Origin of the sequence: Lacrimispora amygdalina (genome assembly GCF_003432035.1) — a bacterium.
GTDB lineage: Bacteria > Bacillota > Clostridia > Lachnospirales > Lachnospiraceae > Lacrimispora > Lacrimispora amygdalina.
Genome location: NZ_QOHO01000025.1, coordinates 97,462 through 121,706, shown reverse-complemented (window position 1 = coordinate 121,706; position 24,245 = coordinate 97,462). Strand labels below are relative to the sequence as shown.

Annotated in this window: 15 protein-coding genes and 2 riboswitches; of the genes, 11 read left to right on the top strand and 4 right to left on the bottom strand. The window is 45.1% G+C overall.

What is annotated here, in order from left to right:
- Window positions 1-116 precede the first annotated feature (116 nt).
- Both DS742_RS09030 and DS742_RS09025 read left to right on the top strand, forming a co-directional pair.
- Window positions 117-1,982 (top strand): proline-rich domain-containing protein, encoded by a 1,866-nt coding sequence (locus DS742_RS09030; protein ID WP_117416664.1) that lies wholly within the window; start codon window positions 117-119, stop codon window positions 1,980-1,982.
- Between the two features lie 90 nt (window positions 1,983-2,072).
- A riboswitch (glycine riboswitch) is annotated at window positions 2,073-2,146 on the top strand.
- A gap of 9 nt (window positions 2,147-2,155) precedes the next feature.
- Window positions 2,156-2,250, top strand: a riboswitch (glycine riboswitch).
- Window positions 2,251-2,352: 102 nt separating this feature from the next.
- A complete protein-coding gene (locus DS742_RS09025; protein WP_117416663.1) occupies window positions 2,353-3,717 on the top strand; it encodes an alanine/glycine:cation symporter family protein in 1,365 nt (454 codons plus the stop codon).
- Window positions 3,718-3,721: 4 nt separating this feature from the next.
- Here DS742_RS09025 and DS742_RS09020 read toward each other — a convergent pair whose 3' ends face one another.
- Together DS742_RS09020 and DS742_RS09015 are read right to left on the bottom strand one after the other, a co-directional pair.
- Window positions 3,722-5,053 carry a serine hydrolase domain-containing protein gene (locus DS742_RS09020; protein ID WP_117416661.1) on the bottom strand — a complete coding sequence of 444 codons (1,332 nt, stop codon included), beginning with the start codon at window positions 5,051-5,053 and terminating at the stop codon, window positions 3,722-3,724.
- Window positions 5,046-7,310, bottom strand: coding sequence for a helix-turn-helix domain-containing protein (locus DS742_RS09015; RefSeq protein ID WP_170313401.1), 2,265 nt, complete (start codon window positions 7,308-7,310; stop codon window positions 5,046-5,048). Before DS742_RS09015 ends, DS742_RS09020 begins: the two co-directional genes overlap by 8 nt.
- Window positions 7,311-7,650: 340 nt before the next feature.
- Here DS742_RS09015 and DS742_RS09010 point away from each other — a divergent pair, with 340 nt between their 5' ends.
- The 9 genes from DS742_RS09010 to DS742_RS08970 all read left to right on the top strand — a co-directional run bounded on the left by DS742_RS09010 (window position 7,651) and on the right by DS742_RS08970 (window position 21,970).
- Window positions 7,651-9,243, top strand: coding sequence for an extracellular solute-binding protein (locus DS742_RS09010; RefSeq protein ID WP_117416659.1), 1,593 nt, complete (start codon window positions 7,651-7,653; stop codon window positions 9,241-9,243).
- 18 nt (window positions 9,244-9,261) lie between these two features.
- Window positions 9,262-10,221 carry an ABC transporter permease gene (locus tag DS742_RS09005; RefSeq protein ID WP_117416658.1) on the top strand — a complete coding sequence of 320 codons (960 nt, stop codon included), beginning with the start codon at window positions 9,262-9,264 and terminating at the stop codon, window positions 10,219-10,221.
- A 12-nt stretch (window positions 10,222-10,233) separates the two neighbouring features.
- On the top strand, window positions 10,234-11,070 hold the full coding sequence (locus tag DS742_RS09000; RefSeq protein ID WP_117416657.1) for a carbohydrate ABC transporter permease: 837 nt from the start codon (window positions 10,234-10,236) through the stop codon (window positions 11,068-11,070).
- Between the two features lie 75 nt (window positions 11,071-11,145).
- Window positions 11,146-12,684, top strand: coding sequence for a glycoside hydrolase family 43 protein (locus DS742_RS08995; RefSeq protein WP_117416688.1), 1,539 nt, complete (start codon window positions 11,146-11,148; stop codon window positions 12,682-12,684).
- Entirely contained in the window at window positions 12,635-14,410 is a 1,776-nt protein-coding gene (locus tag DS742_RS08990; protein WP_170313400.1) for a family 43 glycosylhydrolase, read from the top strand. The genes DS742_RS08995 and DS742_RS08990 overlap by 50 nt, the downstream gene beginning before the upstream one ends.
- Window positions 14,367-15,047: a rhamnogalacturonan acetylesterase gene (locus DS742_RS08985; protein WP_117416655.1), complete on the top strand. Its 681-nt coding sequence runs from the start codon at window positions 14,367-14,369 to the stop codon at window positions 15,045-15,047. The genes DS742_RS08990 and DS742_RS08985 overlap by 44 nt, the downstream gene beginning before the upstream one ends.
- 10 nt (window positions 15,048-15,057) lie before the next feature.
- Window positions 15,058-16,845: an ABC transporter ATP-binding protein gene (locus tag DS742_RS08980; RefSeq protein WP_242996434.1), complete on the top strand. Its 1,788-nt coding sequence runs from the start codon at window positions 15,058-15,060 to the stop codon at window positions 16,843-16,845.
- A 142-nt stretch (window positions 16,846-16,987) separates the two neighbouring features.
- On the top strand, window positions 16,988-19,846 hold the full coding sequence (locus DS742_RS08975; protein WP_117416654.1) for a penicillin-binding transpeptidase domain-containing protein: 2,859 nt from the start codon (window positions 16,988-16,990) through the stop codon (window positions 19,844-19,846).
- A gap of 12 nt (window positions 19,847-19,858) precedes the next feature.
- Window positions 19,859-21,970: a penicillin-binding transpeptidase domain-containing protein gene (locus tag DS742_RS08970; protein ID WP_117416652.1), complete on the top strand. Its 2,112-nt coding sequence runs from the start codon at window positions 19,859-19,861 to the stop codon at window positions 21,968-21,970.
- Window positions 21,971-22,023: 53 nt separating this feature from the next.
- Here DS742_RS08970 and DS742_RS08965 read toward each other — a convergent pair whose 3' ends face one another.
- Both DS742_RS08965 and DS742_RS08960 read right to left on the bottom strand, forming a co-directional pair.
- On the bottom strand, window positions 22,024-23,811 hold the full coding sequence (locus tag DS742_RS08965) for a BlaR1 family beta-lactam sensor/signal transducer (protein ID WP_117416651.1): 1,788 nt from the start codon (window positions 23,809-23,811) through the stop codon (window positions 22,024-22,026).
- A complete protein-coding gene (locus tag DS742_RS08960; protein WP_117416650.1) occupies window positions 23,811-24,194 on the bottom strand; it encodes a BlaI/MecI/CopY family transcriptional regulator in 384 nt (127 codons plus the stop codon). Before DS742_RS08960 ends, DS742_RS08965 begins: the two co-directional genes overlap by 1 nt.
- Between the last annotated feature and the right edge of the window lie 51 nt (window positions 24,195-24,245).

Sequence of the window (24,245 nt, the reverse complement as noted above, 5' to 3'; positions counted from 1 at the left end):
AAAGATTGAACACAAAGCTTTCACAGAATGAAAATAATTATTTAAGCTGTATTTCAGGTTTTTATTTTACAATGTCTCCATAAGAAAAAGCCAAAAGGTAAGAGGAGGCATAAACTATGCATTTTTCCAGATTTAACAAAATAATGGCGGGAGTTCTGGTTATGACGATGGTGTTTTCTATGACCACTCAGACAGTAACTGTTCATGCTGCAAACACAACACAGGAAACATCCCGGTCCTCAGAACAGTCTGCTGGGGGACCCGGTGGTCAGCAGCCGCCAGACGGAACTCCAGCCGGCCAGCCGCCCAGGAAAGGTGAGCAGCCACCAGATGGAGCCCCTGCAGGCCAGCCGTCTCAGGGAGGGGGTGAACAACCCTCTGATATGGATCAGACACCCCCGGGAGAAATGGGTGGCGCAGATACGATGACTTTCGACTATAAGGGCAGCTATACGGCTGCGCTGGCAGCTGACGGGTATGAGGTTCAGTCGGATAAAGAATCTCTTACTGCATCAACTGCAGATCAGAATACGGCACTGGTTCAGAATGCCGGGACTCTGACCATTACAAAGGGTATACTTCAAAAATCCGGTGATGATACCAATGGAGACAATTGCAATTTTTACGGCTTAAATTCCATTCTTCTTGCGGTAAACAGTGATTCAAAGGCATACATTTCTGACAGTTCCTTAAAAGCTGACAGCGAAGGAAGCAATGGTATTTTTTCTACAGACAATGCTTTGGTTTATTCCAATAATAATAACATTTCCACCACTGCCGGTAATTCCAGAGGTCTTGACGCCACCTATGGAGGTACAATTATAGCAAATATGATGGATATTTCCACCAAGGGAGATCATAGTGCGGCAATAGCAACAGACCGGGGAGGCGGAACCATATCCGTCACCAACAGTACATTATCTACCGAAGGATCCGGGTCCCCCCTTCTCTATTCCACAGGTAATATTGAAGTGGACAACGTAACAGGTTCATCAGCAGGCAGCCAGATTGCCGGAATGGAAGGGCTCAATACAATCCGTATCTGCCGCTCGGATCTTACCAGCACCAATACAGATAAGACAGCCAGTGATCCGGTTGCAAACGGAATTATTATCTATCAGTCCACATCAGGAGATGCGGAAGCCTCTACCGGTAATGCAGCCACCTTTGAAGCGGCAGATTCTACGTTAAAAAGCGAAGTAAAAAGCGGTTCCATGTTTTATAGTACCAATACAGAAGCAAATATTGTGCTGAGTAATACAAAATTGGCTTTTGACAGCGATCATGTAAGCCTGCTTACTGTGGAAGGCAATGATTCCAATAACTGGGGAACTGCGGGAAGCAACGGATCAAAAGTAAAATTTACAGGATTAAACCAGACACTGAATGGAGCGATTGAAGTGGATACCATCAGCAGCGTGGAGCTCTATCTTCTTGAAAATACAACCTACACCGGAGCAACCGCAATTCATACCAATGCTGTCAATACGAAAACAACAGAGGCACCTGTCACCGTCAATCTGGATGGTACATCAAAATGGGTGGTTACCAAAGACTGTGAGATTACGAATCTGAATTCAGAGAATGGCGCTTCTATTGTAGATGAAGATGGAAAGACAGTAACCATTGTTGCTGATGGAAAGACAGTGGTGACCGGTACTGGTTCCCTGACTCTTACTGTTACAGGAACTTATTCAGAAACAGTAACAACAGACAGCAGCAATGCATTGAGTACTTCCTTCACAGACAGGACCGGATTTGATGAATATTATGGAACCGCTACCACCTTTGGAGAGAATGGCGCAGCGGAAGGTACGATGGAGGAGACACCAGCAGGTAATCAGCCCGGGACACAAAGCAAGGTAAGTAATCAGGAAGAGAAGACACAGAATAACCCGGCAGGTATTCTGGCAGCACTTGCAGCGGCATGTGCTCTTATTGGCGGAGGAGTTGTTTTCTGGCACAGAAAGAAAAGAAAATGAAGTGTATGGAGAAAAGAAAGTAAAGTATCGGCTTGACATTCTTAAGAGCCTGTGTTAATGTGGTAAAGTAAAAAAGTATCATACCAACAAGTGAAGTTCGTAGGAAAATGACGATTGTCTGCCGAAGGAGTAACACTCTCAGGCATCCGGATTGCCGGATAAGGACTATGAATGGATGTGGCTCTGGAGAATCTCATGAATGAGTGCCGAAGGTGCAAGACGCGGGCGACCGCGTTAATCTCTCAGGCAAAAGGACAGAGTTTAAGTTTAAACGTTTAGCGGCAGTGACGCCCTTATTTGTTTGCTTTCAGAGCCAAATCATCCCGTATGGTCTGGCTTTTTTTAGTAAAAAAAAGAGAGGGTCTATCACATGGAACAATTTACACAGCTGGTTGATCAAGTCAGCAGCATTGTCTGGAACAGCATTTTACTGTATCTGCTGGTGGGAACGGGAATTTTATTTACTGTGCGCACCCGGTTTGTACAGGTCAGAAAATTTGGGGAAGGATTTCAAAGATTGTTCGGCAGTTTTAAGCTGAATGGCGAGAATGCGGGCAAAGATGGAATGTCTTCCTTTCAGGCCTTAACTACGGCAATTGCCGCACAGGTAGGAACGGGCAATATAGCAGGCTGTGCAACAGCACTTTATTCCGGAGGACCAGGAGCAATATTCTGGATGTGGGTGAGTGCATTTTTTGGAATGGCAACCAACTATGGAGAAGCGGTTCTGGCTCAGAAATATAAAACAGTCAATTCCCAGGGAGAAGTAACGGGAGGTCCGATTTATTATATCAAAGCCCGTTTTAAAGGAACTGCCGGAAAGGTTATGGCGGTATTTTTCTCCCTGGCAATTATCTTTGCCCTGGGATTTACCGGCAATATGGTTCAGGCAAATTCCATTGGTCAGGCTTTTCATACAGCGTTTGGTCTGAATCCTCTGATTGTGGGGATCCTGATTGCAGCGGTTGCGGCATTTACTTTTATGGGCGGTGTTAAGCGGATTGCTTCTCTGACAGAAAAGCTTGTACCGGTTATGGCCGGATTTTATATTATAGGATGTGTGATTGTGCTGGTTATAAATCACAGCGCTCTTTTGCCTGCTCTTAGTTCCATAGTGATTGGAGCATTCCGTCCCCAGGCACTTCTTGGCGGCGCTGCAGGAATCGGAGTTCAGAAAGCCATGCGTTATGGTGTTGCAAGAGGGCTGTTTTCCAATGAGGCAGGAATGGGCTCGACTCCTCACGCCCATGCAATTGCTAAGGTAGAGAAACCACAGGATCAGGGTGTCATGGCAATCATGGCTGTATTTATCGATACCTTTGTAGTTCTTAATCTCACTGCCCTGGTAATCCTCACCTCCGGCAGACTGGCTCCGGGAGTGGAAGGAGCGCCTCAGGGAACTGCTCTTGCCCAGGCTGCATTCAGTGAGGCATTTGGTTCCTTCGGTAATACGTTTGTAGCAATATGTCTTCTGTTTTTTGCATTTTCAACAATCATCGGATGGTACTTTTTCGGTGAGGTAAATGTGAAAGCCCTTTTTGGCGCAAAAGCAACAAAAGTCTATGCTTTGGTCGTTGTACTGTTCCTGATTCTTGGATCATTTTTAAAGGTTCAGCTTGTATGGAATTTATCGGATCTGTTTAATGCACTGATGGTATTTCCAAACCTGATCGCTCTTCTGGCCTCGTCCGGTATTGTAGCAAGAGCGGCCAGAGGAGATGATATAATGAAATAGATTCCTACTCCTTTGTGCCGGTTAAAAATCCCGTGAATTCATGGAAAAGTGATTCTTCTACTTTTTTCATCCATACGGTTATTCCGTTCTCCGACAGACTTAAAAGGATATGTATGGAACCTACGTATTCTCCTACAACGGAAACCGGGAGGTAAAGAGTCCTTGAGTCTGTCCACAATGCTTTTACTGCAATCCTCTGTTCATAGCCATTTAAGATGCTCACAGCAGCCTCTGGAAAGGAGAAGGGGATTTTGTATGTCTTACCCGGTCCCCACAGGGTAAGACTGCCCTCTTTGGAATCGAAGGAAAGAGAGAGTCTTGTGAAACCCTGGCTTCCAGGCAGCAGCCGGTAAGAAGCGTTATGGAAGGAAGGACCGGTAAATACAGGCCTGGGGACAGGGGTTAAAAATTCCTTTAATTCATCATGTATGATATCCAGTATTATCTGTTGCCCGCCTCTGATGTTCTGGGTATCTGCCGTAATGACTATAACCGTATCCAGTTCCGGATAAAAAAGCACATACTGACCGCCCATCCCATACATTGCAAAGCCATTTCGGATCTGCCAGATCTGGTAGCCGTATCCCTGCTGTTCGTCCAGTGTCTGTCCAAAATGAGCGGTGGGAACCTGAAAGGAAACGGCATCTCTTAAATAATCTGCAAAAATCCCGCTTCCATGCCGGATTGTATCCATACAGAACCTTCCGGTCTTTAATAAATCTCCGGGGCGGGCCATCAGGCCGGAGCCTCCCATTTCGCTTCCAAACGGATCTTTTATGATATAGGCCTCTTTGGAAAAATCCAGTTCATTCAGACATTTTTCTCTTAAATAATCAAGAACTCCTTTACCCGTCAGTTTTTTTACCAGAGCTGCCAGTGTATGTGCAGAGGAAGTATCGTAAAGAAAGATTTCTCCGCTTTTGTGGGTGGGAGGAACTTTAAAAAAGCTCTCTACCCAGTTTTTGTGTCTGTCAATCTTATAAGTGGTGGCGGAATGGCAGGTCTGCATGGCCAGCATGTTCTTTATGGTCATGTTAAGAAGCCATGGGCTTGTATCTTCCCCGCTTAAATATTCCGGAAAATATCCGGTTATGGGATCTGTAAGTGCAATCAGTCCGTCCTCCAGAAGGTATCCCGCAGCCAGAGCACAGAAGCTTTTTGTGATGGAGAACATGCGGTGTAAGTCCGATTCGGTATAGGGGGCCTGATAGTTCTCTGTAAGAAGGTTTCCGCCCTGTTCAGCAAGAAAGCTGTGAATGGGAAGCCCGCTTTCTTTCAGCCGGAGCCAGAGCGATTCCATGCGCTCCTTAGATAGTACATGATTGTTGTTATGCATTTACATTATCCCTCATTTCTTTCGGCGATACACCATAGTTCTTTTTGAATGCTCTTCTAAAGGAAGCAGCGTTGTTATAGCCCAGATATTGATACAGCGTGGAAAGGCTGGTATCGGTCTCCCGTATAATCTCCCTGGCTTTTGCCATTCTGAGCCGCTCTAAATAGGTAGAGAAGTTTTCCGATACCTCTTTTTTAAAGAGATAGCTGAAATAGTTTTCTGAGATTCCAAATTCATCGGATATTTTAGTGAGACAGAGGTCCGAATCATGGTAATTATTGATGATGTAATCCTGTATTTTAATGATCAGTTCGTTACTTTCCGTATCTGTGCCGCAGATATCACAAAGCTCAAAGGCAATGGTATTTAAGCTGTCAAGGCTCATCTCCCCTTCAAACTGCTTGTCAATCATATCTAAAAGCCTGAGTTTTTCCTCATCCAGCCCTTCTTCCGAAACGGTATGCCTCTTCTTATAGACAGTGGCCCGGATATCAGATAAAAGCCATTTCTGCTGGGTAAAGGAAAGACTGCGCATGTCCGCATTTTCTTTCCGGATCAGCTTGAATAGTTCCCTTACCTGGTCTTTATTCCCGGTAGAGATAAAGCCGCTTAACTGGATGGACAGACTTTCGGGAAAATAATACACATCATTTGATTTTGCAAAATCGTTGCAGCTTAAAATATATTTTTCCGTAGTGGTAATGGATTTTGCATCTTTTGCCTGTTGATAGGATTTCCACGTATAGGAGATCAGGCCGTTTCTTCCTCCTATTCCGCCCCGGATCCAGATTCCGTACTTTTCAAGAAGTTCTCTGTGCATGGCAAGGAAGATGTCTCTGTCTCTGTTTAACACCTGCTCAAGCTGCATGGACTTTTCGGAAGCGATCAGTATGGCAAATGCCCGGTCTGAAGGCTTGTAAATATACCCGGTATCCGGATAATAGCGCCTAAGCGCTTCTCTAACCAGCATATCGTAGTTTTCAAAGCACAGCTCTAAATCCTTGGGGCAGATATCGGATTCCTCTGACGGAGATACTTCAGTATACAAAACGTGGAATTTGGTGTCGGGCCGTTCCAGACCAAGCTCATCTATGATATACTGCATCTCTATGTTATTGGTGATGCTTCCTTCCATGATTCGTCTCATGTAGGATTCCGCAACAACCGGTTTCTGCTTTTCCACAAGAAGATTCAGAGAACTGGCCAGTGATTCCTTCAGGTTCAGTTCGTCGGACAGCTTTAAAACCTTGCGGTTCCCAAAGGATGAAAAGATCACTGCCAGAATTCCTCCAAGAATTATGGCTGCCAAAGTAACTGTTGTAAAGAAGCGCTGATAGGGGGTAATGGAGTAATAGGCCTTCTCTTCCGGCTGTATCAGGTAGTAATTCCAGTTATTATAGGAAGAAGTCACTGTAGTAATCAGCATTTCCTCTCTGTCTTTTCCCTGGGAAACATGTGCAATATTGTGGTCAAAGGTCATATTTTTCAGGGTATCATACTCAATAACAGGACCGCCTCCGGAAAGAAGAAACACCTGATTGCCGTTTTTGTCATAGGCAACCAGATATCCGTCGTTATAAAAGTTGATGTTTGAAAAATAATTCATAATCTTGTCGTGGTCAAACTGATAGCAGATCACGGAGCTGCTGTGATTTGCCACCTGGGAGAGCGGCGTCAGAGGATATAGATAAAGAAAATTCTTTGACGAAACACCAAGCTGCTCAAAAGGAATAAATTTGTTCCAGTAAGCCGGATCTACCAGTATTTTTGATAACTGCGCCGGATCGATGGGATACTTCGTATTATGCCAGATGAAAAAATCGAAATCCGAAAAAACGATGGGAGAGATGGCATAGCTGGATTTCTCAATATAAATAAAAGCGTTGTTGATTGGCAGCAGAAGTTCCACTGGCGTAATGGATGATTTAAAACTCTGCTGGGTCTTATAACCAAGATAATAGAAGGAAGAATCCTCCCTGTTTTTTTTGTTAATCAGGTTATTAAAAAGGCTGTTGGCTGTTATCTGCTTCACGGATGCATTCGTCAGTTCCAGTGTATTGTCAAGCTGCGTGACTGAAGCAGACAGACTGAGCCGGTTCTGCTGATAGATACCGTTCTTTACCTGACGGTAGGAAAGCGAGTAAAGGATAACGCCGATCACGAGAATGATAGCCAGAATTAAAGTATAGGACAGCATCAGCTGTTTTTTGTAGGACATATTTTTATTATGTTTTAATGTAAGTCTGCGATTTTTCATATGCACCGTTCCTTTTTTCATATTGAAAATTATAGTATGAATCAGAGGTAAAATCAATCGTGTTTGCCCCTTTACATGAAGATGTGTACATAGAACGTAAAATATGTACTCAAAAACGAACTCAGTCACTTCATATATAATTATGTCAAACCACGTACGGACAAAAAAATGCAATATAAAATGTGCATAATAAACTACATGGAAAACAAGCTGTTTAGAGAAAAATGAACAACGATAGTAAATTATGTGCGTTGATATTGTGTGTCTGGGGTGCTATGATGGCAATGCAAAAAAGGTGCGCACCACCAAATAACAAAACAATTATATTGGGAGGTTCTAAATGAGAGTTAAAAAAATGCTTGCAGCTGGTATGGCGGTTACCATGGCTGCTTCTGTGGCTTTAAGCGGCTGTTCCTCAACCGGAAAATCAGGAACTGAGGCAACAAGTGCCGGGACAAATACGGAAAGCGGTTCTTCTGCGGGAGAAAGTAAGGCGGAGAACGATATCAAAAAACCTGAGAAGATTACCATAATGGTAAATGGAACGGTTACCACCAAACCAAATAACCGAGATGCATTTGAAAAAAGATGGGAAGAGCTGACTGGTATTGATTTGGAAATAATACAGCCTGATCATGATGCGTACTTTGATGTTCTGGGTCAGACATTCGCCTCCGGTCCTGAGAACTGGCCGGATGCAATTCTTCTTCAGGGAAGCTTCTATACCGGATATGCGGAGGAAGGGGCTCTCTGGGATATGACAGAAGCATGGAATAATTCCGAACTGAAGTCCTCCGGCCGTTTTACAGGAGAAGAAGTTGTTGATAACATGAAGATTGATGGTAAACTTTATGGATTTCCGGTCACCAGAGGAAACGGCTGTGTTACATATGTAAAGAAAAAATGGCTGGATAATGTGGGATTGCAGGCACCTACAACCTATGATGAGTATTTAAACATGCTAAAAGCGTTTACGGAGGGAGATCCTGACGGCAATGGAGTAAATGGGGATACCTATGGTTTATCGGCAGCCGGTTTCATTGGAACAGAAGAACCGTGGACCAATTATCTGCCTGAGTTTTATCAGGACGCATATCCATCCTTTGCAAAGGGAGAAGATGGTGTCTGGTACGACGGATTTACAAAGGATAATTTTAAGGCCGCACTGCAGCGTATGAGAGATGCCTATGCGGCAGGTTATATTGATAAGGAAACATTAACCAATGGTACAAAAGACTGCCGGAATAAGTTTTATGAGGATAAGTTCGGTGTGTTTACTTACTGGGCAGGTACCTGGGGAACCAACTTAAAGAACAATCTGGAATCAAACGGTCATGACAGTGAGCTGATTGCATTAAAGCCGATCAAGGAAGTTGGTACTTATGTAGAAAGAACTTCTCCGGTATGGGCAATTACTTCTTCCTGTGAAAATCCGGAGGGTGTATTCAAATATTTCATCGAATCCATGCTTGATGGCGGTGATCTGCAAATGCTCTGGTCCTATGGTGTAGAAGATGTTCACTGGTCAAAGAAAGCGGAAACTGTTCTTGATAAGACCTATAAAGAAGGTGAGTTCCATTTAAGAGAGAGTCTTGAAAACCCTGGCACACAGTACACCAAGCAGCACCTTGATCCTATGCTTGCCATCGCAGCCTGGGAGGGTGATCCGGGAAAAGATGCGGTTAAAGAAGAGGCTAAAAGCTCTCAGACTGTATTTAATGAAAACTGCCGTCAGGCGTCCATTACCCCTTCTACAGAAGAAATGGCTACGTATAACGGAGATTTAATGACACTGAAAAAATCAATTATTGCAGATGTTGTGGTACAGGGAACTTCTGTAGAAGAGGCATTTAAGCGTTTCGAAAGCGATGGCGGAGCGAAATGGTCACAGATGATTGTGGATTCACTTAATAAGAAGGAATCAGCAAAATAGATTTAGAAAGGTTTTCCTATGAATAAAAAGATGAAAGGGCCTGCAGCGAATGCTGCAGGCGAAAATAAACGGCCGCTGCTTGTTTCACTCCGTTATTACAAGGGATTTTATCTGATGTTTCTTCCTGTTCTGATTTTTGCACTGGTGTTTCATTACCTTCCCATGCTGGGAATCAGATATGCCTTTTATTCCTATAAAGGAATTAAGGAGCCAGTATTTATCGGTCTGGCACATTTTGAAAAGATGATGAATATGCCGGGCTTCTGGAACGCGTTTGTAAGTACCATCACATTAAGTATTGTGAAGCTTCTGTTAAATACCATTATGGCCGTTGTGCTTTCTCTTATGCTCAATGAGCTGCGGTCTGTAACTTTTAAAAAGATCACACAGACAATTGTGTATCTGCCCCATTTTATGTCTTGGGTTGTTACTGCATCTGTTTTTACTCTGATTCTTTCTCCGACCAGTGCAGGTCTTTTAAATGCTGTGCTGATTAAACTTGGAATTTTAAATGAGGGAATCTATTATCTTGGAAACCAGAGCTGGTGGCGCCCCATGTTTTATGTCATTAACGTCTGGAAGGATACAGGCTGGGGGACAATTATCTTCATGGCAACACTTTCCGGAATTAATCCGGAACTTTATGAGGCAGCTTCCATGGATGGAGCGGGCCGGTTTAACAAGCTGCGTTACATAACCATTCCGGCTCTTAATAATACCATTATTACAGTACTGATCTTAAATCTGGCAAAGGTTATGAACCTGTTTGAATCAGTATTCGTATTGCAAAACGATGCGGTACGCCAGCAGGCAGATGTACTTCAGACTTATATTTACACACAGACATTTAATTCCGGCGCTCTGCCTGATTACGGCTATACAACAGCAGTAGGCCTTGTTTCCTCGATGGTAGGCTGTTTCCTTGTTCTTATCTGCAACAAGGCCAGCTATAAAGTCCGCGGAAGAGGAATTGTGTAGGGAGGAGAAAACATGAAAAAGAAAGCAACCGCATTTGACTATATGCTGGTGATCATATTCGTACTCATAAGTCTTATCATGATTATCCCGATCTACAAGGTTTTAATTGACTCGTTTGATTTAAAGACAGCTTATGGTATGAAACTGTTTCCGGAAAAGTTTGGTTTTGCAGGTTATATTTCTGTATTTACCAATCCAACTTTATATAAACCGTTTCTGGTATCCATTTTTACGACTATAGTGGGGACGATTACAGGTCTTACTGTAGCAACACTGGGCGCTTATGTGCTGATTCAGTGGAAAATGCCAGGCAGAACGCTGCTTGCAAATATTATGCTGTTTACCATGATCTTTAATGGCGGTATGATTCCCACCTATCTGATTATGAAGTCATTTCATCTGACCAATACCTTATTTGTGGTAATCCTTCTTCCTGCTATTAATGTTTATAATATGGTGCTTATGAGAAATTTCTTTGAGGGAATTCCGGCCAGCTTATTTGAATCGGCAGAGATTGACGGCTGCCCGCCCATGGGAATATTTCTAAAAATTGTCCTGCCGTTATCGAAAGCGGCACTTACCGCAATCGGTCTGATGTATGCGGTATCCTACTGGAACGACTATACCAATTATAAACTTTATATTACGAATGAAAATCTATATAATTTCCAAATGAAGTTAAGATCTGTTATAATGGGAAGTGATTTACCCCAGGCAATCGGCGGCGCAACTGAGAACACAGTAAAAAACGCAGCGGTTATTGTAGCAATTCTCCCCTTCATGATCATATATCCATTCTGCCAGAAGTATTTTATCCAGGGTGTTAATATCGGTGCCGTAAAGGAATAACAATCAGGCAGAAAGAGGGGCAGAATTTCTGCTCCTTTTTTAGCGTAATTATTATGGGAGGTAATGGCGATGCCAATGTCAAAGTATCAGAACCCGGTTTTATATGCCGATTATTCAGATCCCGATGTAATACGGGTGGGAGATGATTATTATATGGTAGCTTCTTCCTTTACCTATCTTCCGGGTGTACCCCTTCTGCATTCGAAAGATCTGGTTCACTGGGAAATCATCAATCACTGTGTACGTTCTCTGCCTTTTGGGAAATATGAGCAGCCGTCACATGGCTCCGGCACCTGGGCGCCCTCCATCCGTTTTCATGAGGGTACCTTTTATGTATTTGTTCCACTTCCGGATGAGGGGATTTTTGTAGCCACATCAGATGATCCCTATGGAGAATTTAAGCTTCACTGCCTTCATGAGGTGAAAGGCTGGATTGATCCCTGTCCTTTCTGGGATATGGATGGAAAGGCGTACATGGTATTTGCCTATGCCAACAGCCGGTGCGGGATCAAACACCGACTGGATCTGGTGGAAATCGATCCCCTGTGCAGAGAAATCTTAGGAGAGCCTGTTACCATCTTTGACGGGGAGCAGATCGCTCCGACTACGGAAGGACCTAAAATGTATTATGATCAGGGATACTATTACATATTCATGCCATCAGGAGGCGTGGCTGCCGGCTGGCAGTCTGTTTTAAGAGCGAAGTCCGTAAAGGGACCTTATGAATACCGGATTGTGATGCACCAGGGGAATACAGCCGTAAACGGGCCTCATCAGGGCGGCTGGGTCATTGCGCCGGACGGCAGGCACTGGTTTATCCATTTCCAGGATGTAACAGAGCTTGGGCGGATTGTTCATCTGCAGCCCATGTGCTTTCACAACGGCTGGCCCTTCATCGGAACGGATCAGAACGGGGATGGAATCGGGGAGCCGGTTAAGGAGTGGAAGGTTCCTGCAGAAGGACAGCCGCAGTATAAAATTGCCCAGTCTGACGATTTTAAAAGCGGAAGACTTGGTCTTCAGTGGCAGTGGCAGGCAAATCCCAGAGAGTCTTTTTACTCCTTAGTTGGGCATAAAGGAATCCGGCTTTTCTGCCTGGCAAATCTCTTCAGGGAAAATCTTCTGTGGTATGCGCCCAATGCCATGACCCAGATTCCACAGCACAAGACATTTACTGCCGTCACAAAGGTACGTCTTAACTGGGAACAGGAGGGTGATATGGCTTCCATTGGCATGATCGGACATTCCTATGCCTATTTCGGCCTCCAAAGGACCGGTGAGGGTAACTGTCTTATGCTCTATACCGGAAAAGTAACCAATAAGGAGCTGCTTGGAGAGGCACAGGAAATTCCTGAGAGCTCCTGCCCATATGAGGGCGATACGGTTTATCTGCGCCTGGAGCTTTTCTCTGATAAGACGTACCGCTTTTCCTGGTCAGCAGATGGAATCCGCTATACCTTTACCGGAAGCCCCCAGCCTCTGTGCCGGGCGACCTGGACCGGAGCAAAGCTCTGTCTTTGGAGCGCAAATAAAAACAACGTAAGATCAGAAGGGTATGGGGAATATGAATTTATACACGTGGAAGACAGAAGCGGCGGCAAAGCAGGCGTTTGAGGCGGCGAAGCGGGGAGATTATGAAACAGTTGTCCGTTTGATTGATCACAGCTTCAATACAGAGGATTGTGATGAGGAAGGGAACAGCCTTCTCCACTATGCGGCAGTAGGAAAAAATCAGAAGCTGGTGAAGTATCTGGTGGAGCGCTGCAGGATGGACCCGACATGGGCGAATCAGTCTATGTGTACGCCTTATGACCTGGCGGAGGGGACCCCGCTGGAAGAATATTTTAAAGGTGTATGCGGTTTTTCCCGTGAGGAATGCTACCGCAACCCTGTTTTAAGAGGAATGCACCCGGATCCCAGTATTGTACGTGTGGGAGAAGATTACTATATGGTGAATTCCAGCTTCCTTTTCTTTCCGTGCATTCCCATTTCCCATTCAAGGGATTTAATCCACTGGGAAACCATCGGTTACGGGATCACAGATGAGAAATGGGCAGAGGAACATCTTGGAAAGCTGGAAGGCGGACGGGGATTCTGGGCGCCGGATATCAGCTGTCATAACGGGAGATTTTATATCTGTGCAACCCTGCGCAACAATGATGATGATGCCTTTATTCAGACCCAGATGGTTACCAGCTCCCATAATCCTGCAGGTCCCTATGAGACACCGGTCATTCACAATGTACTGGGAATAGATCCCTCCATTTTTACTGACGATGACGGAAAACGGTATATGCTCATTAACCGGGGTGCCAGAATTATGGAGATTTCAGAGGATGGAAAAGAACTGCTGTCATTGCCGGAGCTGATCTGGTACGGGCATTCCGGTCATGCGCCGGAGGGGCCTCATCTGATAAAAAAGGATGGGTATTATTATTGCTTTCTGGCAGAAGGCGGAACTGGAAAAGGACATATGATTACGGTTGCCAGATCTGAAAACTTATACGGCCCCTATGTGAACTGTCCGTACAATCCTATCATGCATCAATGGGATGTAATGGGTGCCATTCAGTGCTGCGGTCATGGAAAACCGGTTGAGACGCCTGACGGCAGATGGTTTATGGTATATTTATGCTCTCGGTTTATTGACGGGACCTATGGAATGCTTGGGAGAGAAACCTGTCTCGATGAAATTACCTGGACGGCAGACGGGTGGCCTGTGGTAAACGGAAGAAAAGGACCTTCCTATATGGCACCCCTTCCGTTTCCCTATGAGTCAGGAAAGCCCGCTTCCTGCAAAGCGGGGGACGGCTGGCTTTCCCCAAGGACCAGGGACAGCAGCCGGGTCCGGACAGAGAAAGACGGAACCCTGTGGATCAGAGGAGACGGACTGGATTTATGCTGCAGAGAGTGCAGCAGCCTGCTTGTTAAATTTCAGCCGGATTTCTGTTACCGCGCAGAGTTTGAGATGTGGATACCAGAGGAAGAGAAGGAAGAATATACCTCCGATGGAGGTGTAACGCTTTATTATGATGAAAACACCTACATAAAATTTGGTGTGACAAAGAACGAGGTATTTGTATCGGAATATGTGGATAACGCCTATGTAAGGACAGAGAGCAAAGAGTATTCCTTTGAAGGCCGTGTCCTGTTTCGGGTTGAGACAGACGGTCTTAACAGAACTTTTCTACTAAACAATAAAATCCTGTGGCGGTGGACCGATGTAACTTCCATTTGTTCGGAAGGCCTTATAAAAGGAAAACGTTTTACAGGAGCAGCTTATGGAGTGTACGTAAATGGCAGCAATCTTTTATGCTGGAGACAGCACGGTAAAATTTAATAAAGCCTCCACATACCCCCAGACGGGGTTATCACAGGCGATGCTTCTTTATCTGGCAGACGGTGTGGAGATGAAAAGCTTTGCCCAGAATGGGAGAAGCACAAAATCTTTTCTTAATGAGGGGCGTCTGGCTCTCATGGAAAAGGAGATGAAAGAGGGAGATTTTCTCTTTATACAGTTTGGCCACAACGATGAGAAGGATGATCCGGCCCGCCATACAGATCCGGATACCACATTTAAAGAAAATCTGATGAGATTCATTTTGGCGGCAAGAAAAAAAGGGGCTTATCCCGTACTCATTACCCCAATCGCCAGAAGACTTTTTAATGATCAGGGCAAATTTCTTCCTGGAAGCCATGGCGCCTATCCGGAGGCAGTTAAGCAGACCGGAGAAAAAGCCTGCGTTCCGGTAATTGATTTAACAGCTGTTACGGAAGCTTATCTGGAAGCAGTGGGTGACTTAGCCTCGAAAGCGTATTTCATGTGGCCTAAGGATAATACTCATTTAAAGCCGGAGGGAGCAGTCATCATAGCGGGGTTCCTTTGCGAAGAACTGAAAAAACTGGGAAAACCTTATGCAGACCTGTTAGACAATGGCAATGTTCCTGCCGAGAATCAGGGACTTGATGTTTCCTAGGGAGAAGACAATGGATCAATATGAGAAAATGGAACACCGGTTTGTGGACTGTTATAAGAGGTACGGGAATCGTTCGGTTATGGTGCTGCTTGGATTTTACAAGGGGCAGTACCATAAGTTTCTGCTTTCCACCTTCTTTTTTGTTATTAAACACGCCCCCAGTCTCTTTGCTGCGCTGCTGACCGCCAATGTGATCAACGGAGCCATAGCAGGAGGAGAAAAGGGAAAGCATGCAATCCTTTTAAACGTGGCAGTCTGGCTGGGGCTTTTGGCTGTTCATCTTCCGGCAAACTGGCTTCATAACAAATACAAAAACAAGGTAATTCGTAAAACAGAGGCCGGGTTAAGGGGCGCTCTGGTCAGGAAGCTTCAGGAACTGTCCATTCCCTATCACACGGAGATTCAGTCAGGCAGGCTCCAGTCCAAGATCATACGTGACGTGGAGGCAGTGGAGACTTTATCCTCCCAGCTGTTTGTTAATCTGATGAATATTATGATGAATCTGGTTATCACTCTGGGTATTACAGCCGTAAAAAACAGGGCCGTGCTTATGTTCTTTCTTCTGGTAGCTCCGGTGACTGCGGTGACAGTGGTTGCATTCCGCAAACGAATCCACAGCGAAAACAGGGCATTCCGCCGTGAGATGGAGGAGACCAGCGCCCGGGTAATGGAGATGGTGGAGCTGGTTCCTGTCACAAGAGCCCATGCACTGGAACAGCAGGAAGTCGAAAAAATCAAGGAACAGCTGGAAGAAACCGCGGACAAGGGATACCGGCTGGACATGGTACAGGCACATTTCGGGGCAGTCAGCTGGTGTGTATTTCAGGTGTTTCAGGCTCTGTGTCTGGGATTTTCCGGATATATGGCCTGGAAGGGATCCATAAAGATCGGAGATGTAACTTTTTATCAGGCAAGCTTTACCACGGTGGTCAACCAGTTTACAGGGCTTATTAATCTGCTTCCCATTCTGACCAAAGGACTTGAATCGGTTACTTCCATCGGCGAGGTTTTAATTTCCGATGATGTGGAGCATAATGAGGGAAAGAGAGAACTGAAGGAATTAAAGGGCAGGTTCACCTTTCAGCAGGTTGCGTTTTCCTATAAAGGTTCCAGTGAGCGGGTTCTTTCCGGAATCGATCTGGAAGTAAAGGAAGGGGAGACCATCGCGCTGGTTGGAGAATCCGGCTCCGGAAAGACTACCATATTGAATCTGCTGATTGGTTTTATCACACCCTGCAGCGGAAGGCTTTTCATCGACGGAACGGATATGAGTGACATCAATTTAAGAAGCTACCGGAGATTTATCTCGGTGGTGCCCCAGTCTCCGGTTCTCTTTACAGGTACTGTGAGGGAAAATATTACGTATGGACTTTTAAATGTACCGGATGAAGCGGTAAATCATGCGGTAGAAGCCGCAAATTTAAAATCAGTTATTGCCAGACTTCCGAAAGGGCTGGATACCATGATTGGAGAGCATGGGGCCAATTTAAGCGGCGGTCAGAGACAGAGGATTTCCATAGCCAGAGCGATTATCAGAGATCCCAGGGTGATTATACTGGATGAAGCAACCTCTGCACTTGATACGATTTCAGAAAAGGAGATTCAGGATGCTCTCGACCGGCTGATTAAAGGAAGAACTACATTTATTGTTGCCCACAGGCTTTCAACGGTAAGAGGAGCAGACCGGATCGTGGTTTTAGACCAGGGAAAAATCAAGGAAGAAGGAAGTTATGAGACACTGATGGAGTTAAAAGGGGAATTCTATGAGATGGAGCGGCTCCAGATGGCATTAAGATGAAAAAACGGTTTACATCTTAAACAATCCGGTGTATAATCAAATCTTACATACGTAGTAATTTAGCAGTCTGCAGGGAGGTTTTAAAAGGGGTCCCTGTTCCTTTCATATTATAAATATTACAAGCGTAAGAATAAGGAGAATTATGCGCCGCAGTCATTTATTTAAGAATAAGAGCTTTCCAGACATTTCCTTTCAGATTCCCAGATTATTGATATTGGGAATGTTTTTTGGATTTTTATTATCGGCACTGATCGTACGGTTATATCATTTACAGATCATGGAGGGGGCTGCCAGTCAGGAAGAGTTTATCACCTCCATTATGAAGACCCAGAGGCTTCCCGGCAACAGAGGGAACATCTATGACAGGAACGGAACGCTGCTGGCTTCCAACCGTCTTTCCTATAACATCACTCTGGAAGATTCCGGGAATTATAAGAATCAGAAGGAGAAGCAGAAAGCATTAAACGGAATCGCCTATCAGCTCATTGGTCTTGTAGGAGATGAGGATAAATTAAATGTCAGTCTTCCCATTAAGGTGAATGAGGAAGGAAACTATGAGTATACGGTAGACGGCTGGAAGCTGAGCAGGTTTAAGGCAGATTTTTATGGAAAGAGCCAGGTTACGGATTTAACAGAAGAGCAGTCGCAGAAGACAGCGGCAGAACTTATGGAGGATCTTTGCGGAAAGAAGAAATTCATGATTGATTCGTCCTATCCGCAAGAGGAGCAAAAGAAGTACGGACTGCCTGAGACGATGAGCGCCAAGGAGATCTTACAGGTTGCCAACATCCGTTACGGTCTGTCATTAAACTCCTATCGGAAATACTTACCATATCTTGTGGCCTCTGATGTATCAGACAAAGCCATGGTAGGAGTGATGGAACAAAAGCACAGTCTCCAGGGAGCCGATGTGGAGAACAGCAGCATCCGGGTATACTATGGCGGAGAAAGCATGTCTTCCATACTTGGATATACAGGCGGAATATCAGCCGATGAGCTGGAGGCTCTTGGTGAGAACAACAATATTTACTCCAATCAGTCGGTAATCGGCAAAAGCGGGATTGAAAAATCCATGGAGGAGTGGCTGCGGGGACAGGATGGAACCCAGGAATTCTATACAGATGTTGTTGGAAATCCCAAGACAGAACCGGTTATCACCAGCAGTCCGGGCACCGGCAAGGATGTTTATTTAACAGTGGACAAGGGATTGCAGGATGCGGTATATCAGATGTTAAAACAGCAGATTGCCGGAATTCTTCTGGCTAATATGGTGGAAACCAGAAGGGCTGAGATGCCAAAAGCTGCCGATGCATCCCAGATCCGCATTGCTTCTGACGAGGTGTACTATGCACTGATTCAAAATCATGTCATTGATACGGAACGGTTAAAAGAAGAGAATGCATCGGATCTGGAAAAAAAGGTATACGGAGATTTTAAGCGGAAAAAGGAAGCAGTGATTAGTCAGCTGTCAGCTGCCTTCGATGCGTCCGGAGCTGCTTATCAGGCACTTGGTCCGGAGGTGCAGGGATATTTGGATTTCCTGGTCAGTCAGGCTCGGAAAGACCAGTTTCTATTGAACGGAAGCGGAACCTGGGACTGGAAGGAAAAGAGCCTGAGGCAGTACTTAACTGAATCCATCGCAGCAGGCCATATGGATCTAAGCCGTCTGGAAAACAATGAAAAGTATACGGAGATCCAGGATGCAGAGCGTCTTGCAGAAGAAAAGATGCTGAAGGATATAACGGAAAACCGGGAATTTGAACAGAAAATTTATCAGGCGATGATCGGGGAGGGATCCTTAAGCGGAAAGGAGACGGAACAGCTGCTTTATGAACAGGGAGTTCTATCAAAGGATGATCCGGATTATCCCCTTCTGATGAATGGCCAGTTAAGTGCCTGGCAGTTTATCCGTAAGAAAATCACCAATCTGGAGATCACACCGGCTCAGCTGGCTTTAAATCCATGTTCCGGATCGGCAGTTGTGGTAAATCCCCAGAACGGAGAGGTGATTGCCTGCGTCAGCTATCCGGGCTATGATAATAACCGGCTGGCAAACCAGATGGACACCTCCTATTACCAGCAGCTGGAACAGGATTTGTCCCTTCCTCTTTTCAACCGGGCCACCAGCCAGCTGACGGCTCCCGGTTCCACCTTTAAGCCGGTTACGGTAATTGCCGGATTAACGGAAGGAGTCATTCAGACGGATACCAGCGTTTTATGTACCGGTGCATTTGATAAGGTAGAACCGCCTCTGCGGTGCTGGAAACGTGCCGGCCACGGGGTGATCTCTTCCAGTGCGGATGCACTGAAGAATTCCTGTAATGTATATCTGTCGGAGATCACCTACAGGCTGGGAACGGGTGCAGACGGCAGTTTTTCAGAGGATAAGGGACTGGGCAGCTTAATTAAATATGCCCAGCTTCTGGATCTGGATAAAAACACCGGAATTGAAATCGGGGAGGCAAAACCTCATGTGACCGATCAGTATGCGATTCCATCCTCCATTGGGCAGGGAACCCATAACTATACTACTTCCCAGATTGCACGTTATACGGCTACTCTGGCAAATCACGGACAAAGCTATCAGCTATCCATGATCGGCAAGATTACAGACGGAGACGGTACAGTGGTGAAATCCTTTGCCCCTTCCTTAAGCAGTACGGTTAACTTACCGGAATTTGTATGGAATGATGTGGCGAAAGGTATGAACGAGCTGGTAAAATCCAATGCGACCTTAAAAGATATAAAGATAGATGCAGCAGGAAAAACCGGTACTGCAGAAGAATCAAAAACAAAACCCAACCATGGTCTGTTTATTGGATATGCGCCCCTTGTCAATCCTCAGATTGCCATAACTGTGAGAATTGCAAACGGATACAGCTCCGGTAATGTGGTAGGCGTGGGAAAAAATATTTTTAATTATTATTTCCATCTGGAAGATACCGAAAAGATTCTGACCGGTACGGCTTCCGGTGTATCCAATAACCTTCGTACGGATTAAAGGAGGAATGGAATGAGTCGGGGAATAAAACGATTTGTATTCAGCACTGTCTGTACCTTATTGATATTGGTGACTGGTGTGGCCGGAGGGATGTTATTTCTCCGTTATGAGAATAAAAAGGAGTCAAAAAAGAAGCCGGATGCACTCCTAACAGATTATGTCTCCAGTTTACAACATGCAGATTACGGGGCCATGTACGGTATGCTTGACCAGCAGAGCCAGCTAAATATCAGTCTGGAGGATTTTACTGCCAGAAACAAGAATATTTATGAAGGAATTGAAGCAGAGGATATAAAGGCTGAAATAACAGGCGTTGACTTAAAAGATGGGGAAGCAGCAGTCACTTATCAGATGAGTTTAAACAGTCTGGCAGGTGAAGTCAGTTTTTCCAATCAGGCGGTTTTTAAAAAAGAGAAGAAAGCCGGCTATAAACTGGAATGGAATGACAGCATGATATTTCCGGAGCTTACTAAAACCGATAAAGTCAAAGTAGTAACGGATAAGGCGGAAAGAGGGAATATTTATGACAGGAACGGTTTTCTGCTGGCTGGAAAGGGTACTGCCTCCTCTGTTGGTCTGGTTCCGGGGAAAATGAGCCAGGATTCCGGCAAGGATGTGGAAAAACTGGGAGAACTGCTTTCCATATCTCCGGAGAACATACAAAAAAAGCTGTCTGCAGGATGGGTAAAGGAAGATTCCTTTGTTCCGCTGAAAACCTTAAAGAAGGCGGATGACTTTAAACTTCAGTCGGAACATGCCAGTGAAGAAGACAAAAAGAACAAAGAGCTTCAGGAACAGCTTCTGACCATTCCCGGAGTGCTGATTACAGATACAGCCGTGCGATCTTACCCGCTGGAGGAAAAAGGAGCCCATCTGATCGGATACGTCCAGAATGTGACGTCTGAGGATCTGGAAAAGCATAAGGGGGAAGATTACTTAACGGACAGCGTTATTGGAAAAAGCGGTATGGAAGGACTGTATGAAAAGGAATTAAAGGGAACAAACGGCCGTACCATATTCATTGCAGATGCGTCAGGAAATAGTAAGAAAAAGCTTGCGGTAAAACCGAGAACGGACGGTGCGGATATTACGCTCACCATTGACAGCGCGCTTCAGAGCACGATTTATGATACGTTCCAGGAAGATAAAAGCTGCAGTGTTGCCATGAATCCCCATACAGGAGAGATTCTGGCTCTTGTAAGCACTCCCTCCTACGATGACAATGATTTTATTCTGGGGATGCCGGCAGACAAATGGGATTCTTTAAATAATGATGAGCGAAAACCTCTTTATAACCGGTTCCGCCAGAAGTTTGCTCCGGGTTCTTCCTTTAAGCCAATTACTGCTGTAGTTGGACTGGGAAGCGGCGCTATTGATCCCAATGAAGATTATGGAAGCACAGGGTTAAGCTGGAGAAAGGATGAGAGCTGGGGGAACTATTACGTAACCACCCTTCATGACAGCAGTCCGCTTAATCTGGAAAATGCATTTATATATTCCAACAATATTTATTTTGCAAAGGCGGCTTTAAAGATAGGCTATGATGATTTTATGGCAGGGCTTAATAAGCTGGGATTTAACCAGCCCCTTCCGTTTGAGATTTCCGTTGCCCAGTCCCAGTATTCCAATTCAGACCGGATTAAGTCAGAAGTGCAGCTGGCTGACAGCGGCTATGGCCAGGGACAGATGCTTGTAAATCCGGTACATCTGGCTGCCCTTTATACGATGTTTGCCAATGAAGGGAATGTCATCCAGCCTGTTCTTAAGGCTGAACAGAATGCTGCGCCCAAAATATGGCTTCAGGGAGCCTGCTCTGCTGAGAATGCCAATCTGGTCCGTGAGGATTTGATTAAGGTTGTAAGCTCGGAGCATGGTACCGGTCATGCCATCATGAGATCTGACATTAAGCTTGCAGGAAAGACGGGAACTGCAGAGATCAAAGCCTCAAAAGGGGATACCACGGGGACGGAGCTAGGCTGGTTTTCGGTATTTACCGCAGATCCGGATACAAAATCACCACTGCTTCTTATCAGCATGGTGGAGGATGTGAAAAACCGGGGCGGAAGCGGGTATGTAGTGCGAAAGGATAAACGGATACTGGATTCCTATCTTCCGGTACAGTAGTGAAAAAGACAGAGCTTAAGGCTGGAGTAACTTCTCCTTTCTTAAGCTCTGTTTTATTGTTTGTAGATATTCCGGTCGTTTAAGATATCCAGTGTAATCGCTGCAGCGGTACGTCCATCGGCAAAACTGCCGTTGTGAATGTTGGTAGAGAACACATAGGTCTCATTGCAGGATTTTGCAAAACCGATAAACCAGCCGTTGATGCTTTGACGGTTTATTGTTCCGGTTCCCGTTTTCCCATATAAAGAGACACCCTGGCTGGAGGACAGGTAAATGGAATCCTGCACTGCTTTTATATGATCCGGTTTAAAAGGAAGCGTTCCCTGGGAAAGGCGGGCTAAGAGCTCCACCTGCTCTGCCGGGGAGATTTTAAGAGAAGATTCCAGCCAGTAGCTGCCAAGTCCTCCGGATAAATCCTGATTTCCATATTCCAGGCGCATCATGCAGTCTTTTAAGGCAGACATACCGTTCTTTTCATCAAGAGCTTTAAAATACCAGTTAACAGAGTGGTTCATAGCGGTATCAAGGGTCTGGTCCTCATTCCAGGCATCAAAGGGGTAGGGGGTTTTATCCCACTTTATGTAAGAGGAACCTGGGGTAATGACTCCGTGTTCCAGAGCGCACAGTGCGCTGTAAATCTTATAAGTGGAATCAGGGGAAATCCGGGTTACAGCCCCTTCCTGATTGTAGATATGGTATTGATTGGAATTGACTTCGTAGAGGACAAAGCTTCCTTCATATCCATGGAAATAAGAGTCTAAATCCAGCTGATTTATGTGTTCCGGATGAAACGGGTAAGAAGCCCCCCCGGATGCAGCTGCAGACGTGACAGGCATAAAGGCAAACAGCAGGAAAGCGGCAATGACCAGAATAAAACGGCTTTTCCACCGCACCCATCCGGATTCTTTCCGATAGGCAGCAATGCAAAGGATTCTCCTGTGGATTTCCTTTTCAGAACCTGCGATCTGGACAGCGGGAGAGAGGCGCCTGGACATATTTTCAGCGAAACGAATCAGGGTTCTGCCATAATCCAGATAGCTGTTCTCTTCCAGCCTGGAAAGCACCGATAAATCACAGGCAACTTCCTGATCCTTTCTCATCTCTTTTAACCCAAGCCATACTGCCGGATGATACCAGTACAGGATTTGAGCGAGAGCTATCAGCCGGTTAATAAAAAGATCTCCGTGTTTAATATGTGACAGCTCATGAAGAAAAATGTAGCGTATTTCTTTCTCAGTAAATTCTGACAGCATGTGAATGGGAATAATGATTACCGGTTTTATAAAGCCGGCAGCTATGGGTGAATTCAAATATGCACTGCTGTATACCGGGATATTCTTCTTTATTCCGAGTTCATGCCGGCAGCTGTCAAACAGCTGTCTGATCTGCCTGTTTTGCAGAGGAAGAGATGCCCTTGTGATTTGTCTGATTCTAAAGCTGGAAATAATATTCAGGACTGACATGACACCAATCCCAAGTCCACATATATATGGCAGAACGGAAGGAAAATGAAGAACTGCCCTGCGGCTGACGGATATTGAGAAATCTTCAATAAAACCGGAAACATCAGCACCATAACAGGAAGCTGATGCAGCTGCTTTTACTGGAGATATACCGTCTCCAAGCCGGCCAAACAGACCCAGTCCGTGACCTGCAGAAATCATGGAGGAGGGGAGAAATGGAAAGATCAGTACAAACAGCAGTAAATACCAGATTCTGTATTGGGCTTTCCAGGTAAGATGATTTTTAAGAAGCTTTTTTATCAGAGGGATGATTCCGGCTATTATAATTATAACAACGCAGTTTAACATAAGTCGGGTTATAAGTGAAAGAAGCATCATTATGATTCCTCCCCATGTTCTTTAAAAAGAAGCTTTTTCAGTTCAGCTAAGTCCTCGTCAGATATATGATTGCTGTTGATGTAATTAGTGACCATACCGGATATCCTGCCATTATAGAACCGGTTTAAAAAGTGGCTGTTTTCCTTCTTCAGATAGTCGTTCTCTTTAATAAGAGGAGTATAAATGAATACACGGCTCTCTTTTGTGTAGGTGACAGCCCCCTTTTGCACCAGCCTTTTTAACAGGGTGTGAATCGTCTTGGGATTCCAGTCAGTTGTCTGTGTCAGTTTTTCGGTTACCTCGTTGGTGTTAATTGGAGCGTACCTCCAAAGTACCTTCATCACTTCATATTCTGCTTCAGAAATTTGCGGAAGGTGGCTCATACTTAATCTCCTGTTCTTACAAGTGTAATACATATATTATAAGAGCACAAA

Coding starts and splice junctions, on each gene's coding strand:
- DS742_RS08975 (WP_117416654.1), top strand. CDS start 16,988: ATGCGCCGCAGTCATTTATTTAAGAATAAGAGCTTTCCAGACATTTCC.
- DS742_RS09000 (WP_117416657.1), top strand. CDS start 10,234: ATGAAAAAGAAAGCAACCGCATTTGACTATATGCTGGTGATCATATTC.
- DS742_RS08980 (WP_242996434.1), top strand. CDS start 15,058: ATGGATCAATATGAGAAAATGGAACACCGGTTTGTGGACTGTTATAAG.
- DS742_RS08995 (WP_117416688.1), top strand. CDS start 11,146: ATGTCAAAGTATCAGAACCCGGTTTTATATGCCGATTATTCAGATCCC.
- DS742_RS09025 (WP_117416663.1), top strand. CDS start 2,353: ATGGAACAATTTACACAGCTGGTTGATCAAGTCAGCAGCATTGTCTGG.
- DS742_RS08990 (WP_170313400.1), top strand. CDS start 12,635: ATGAATTTATACACGTGGAAGACAGAAGCGGCGGCAAAGCAGGCGTTT.
- DS742_RS08960 (WP_117416650.1), bottom strand. CDS start 24,194: ATGAGCCACCTTCCGCAAATTTCTGAAGCAGAATATGAAGTGATGAAG.
- DS742_RS09005 (WP_117416658.1), top strand. CDS start 9,262: ATGAATAAAAAGATGAAAGGGCCTGCAGCGAATGCTGCAGGCGAAAAT.
- DS742_RS08965 (WP_117416651.1), bottom strand. CDS start 23,811: ATGATGCTTCTTTCACTTATAACCCGACTTATGTTAAACTGCGTTGTT.
- DS742_RS08970 (WP_117416652.1), top strand. CDS start 19,859: ATGAGTCGGGGAATAAAACGATTTGTATTCAGCACTGTCTGTACCTTA.
- DS742_RS09015 (WP_170313401.1), bottom strand. CDS start 7,310: ATGAAAAATCGCAGACTTACATTAAAACATAATAAAAATATGTCCTAC.
- DS742_RS09020 (WP_117416661.1), bottom strand. CDS start 5,053: ATGCATAACAACAATCATGTACTATCTAAGGAGCGCATGGAATCGCTC.
- DS742_RS08985 (WP_117416655.1), top strand. CDS start 14,367: ATGGCAGCAATCTTTTATGCTGGAGACAGCACGGTAAAATTTAATAAA.
- DS742_RS09010 (WP_117416659.1), top strand. CDS start 7,651: ATGAGAGTTAAAAAAATGCTTGCAGCTGGTATGGCGGTTACCATGGCT.
- DS742_RS09030 (WP_117416664.1), top strand. CDS start 117: ATGCATTTTTCCAGATTTAACAAAATAATGGCGGGAGTTCTGGTTATG.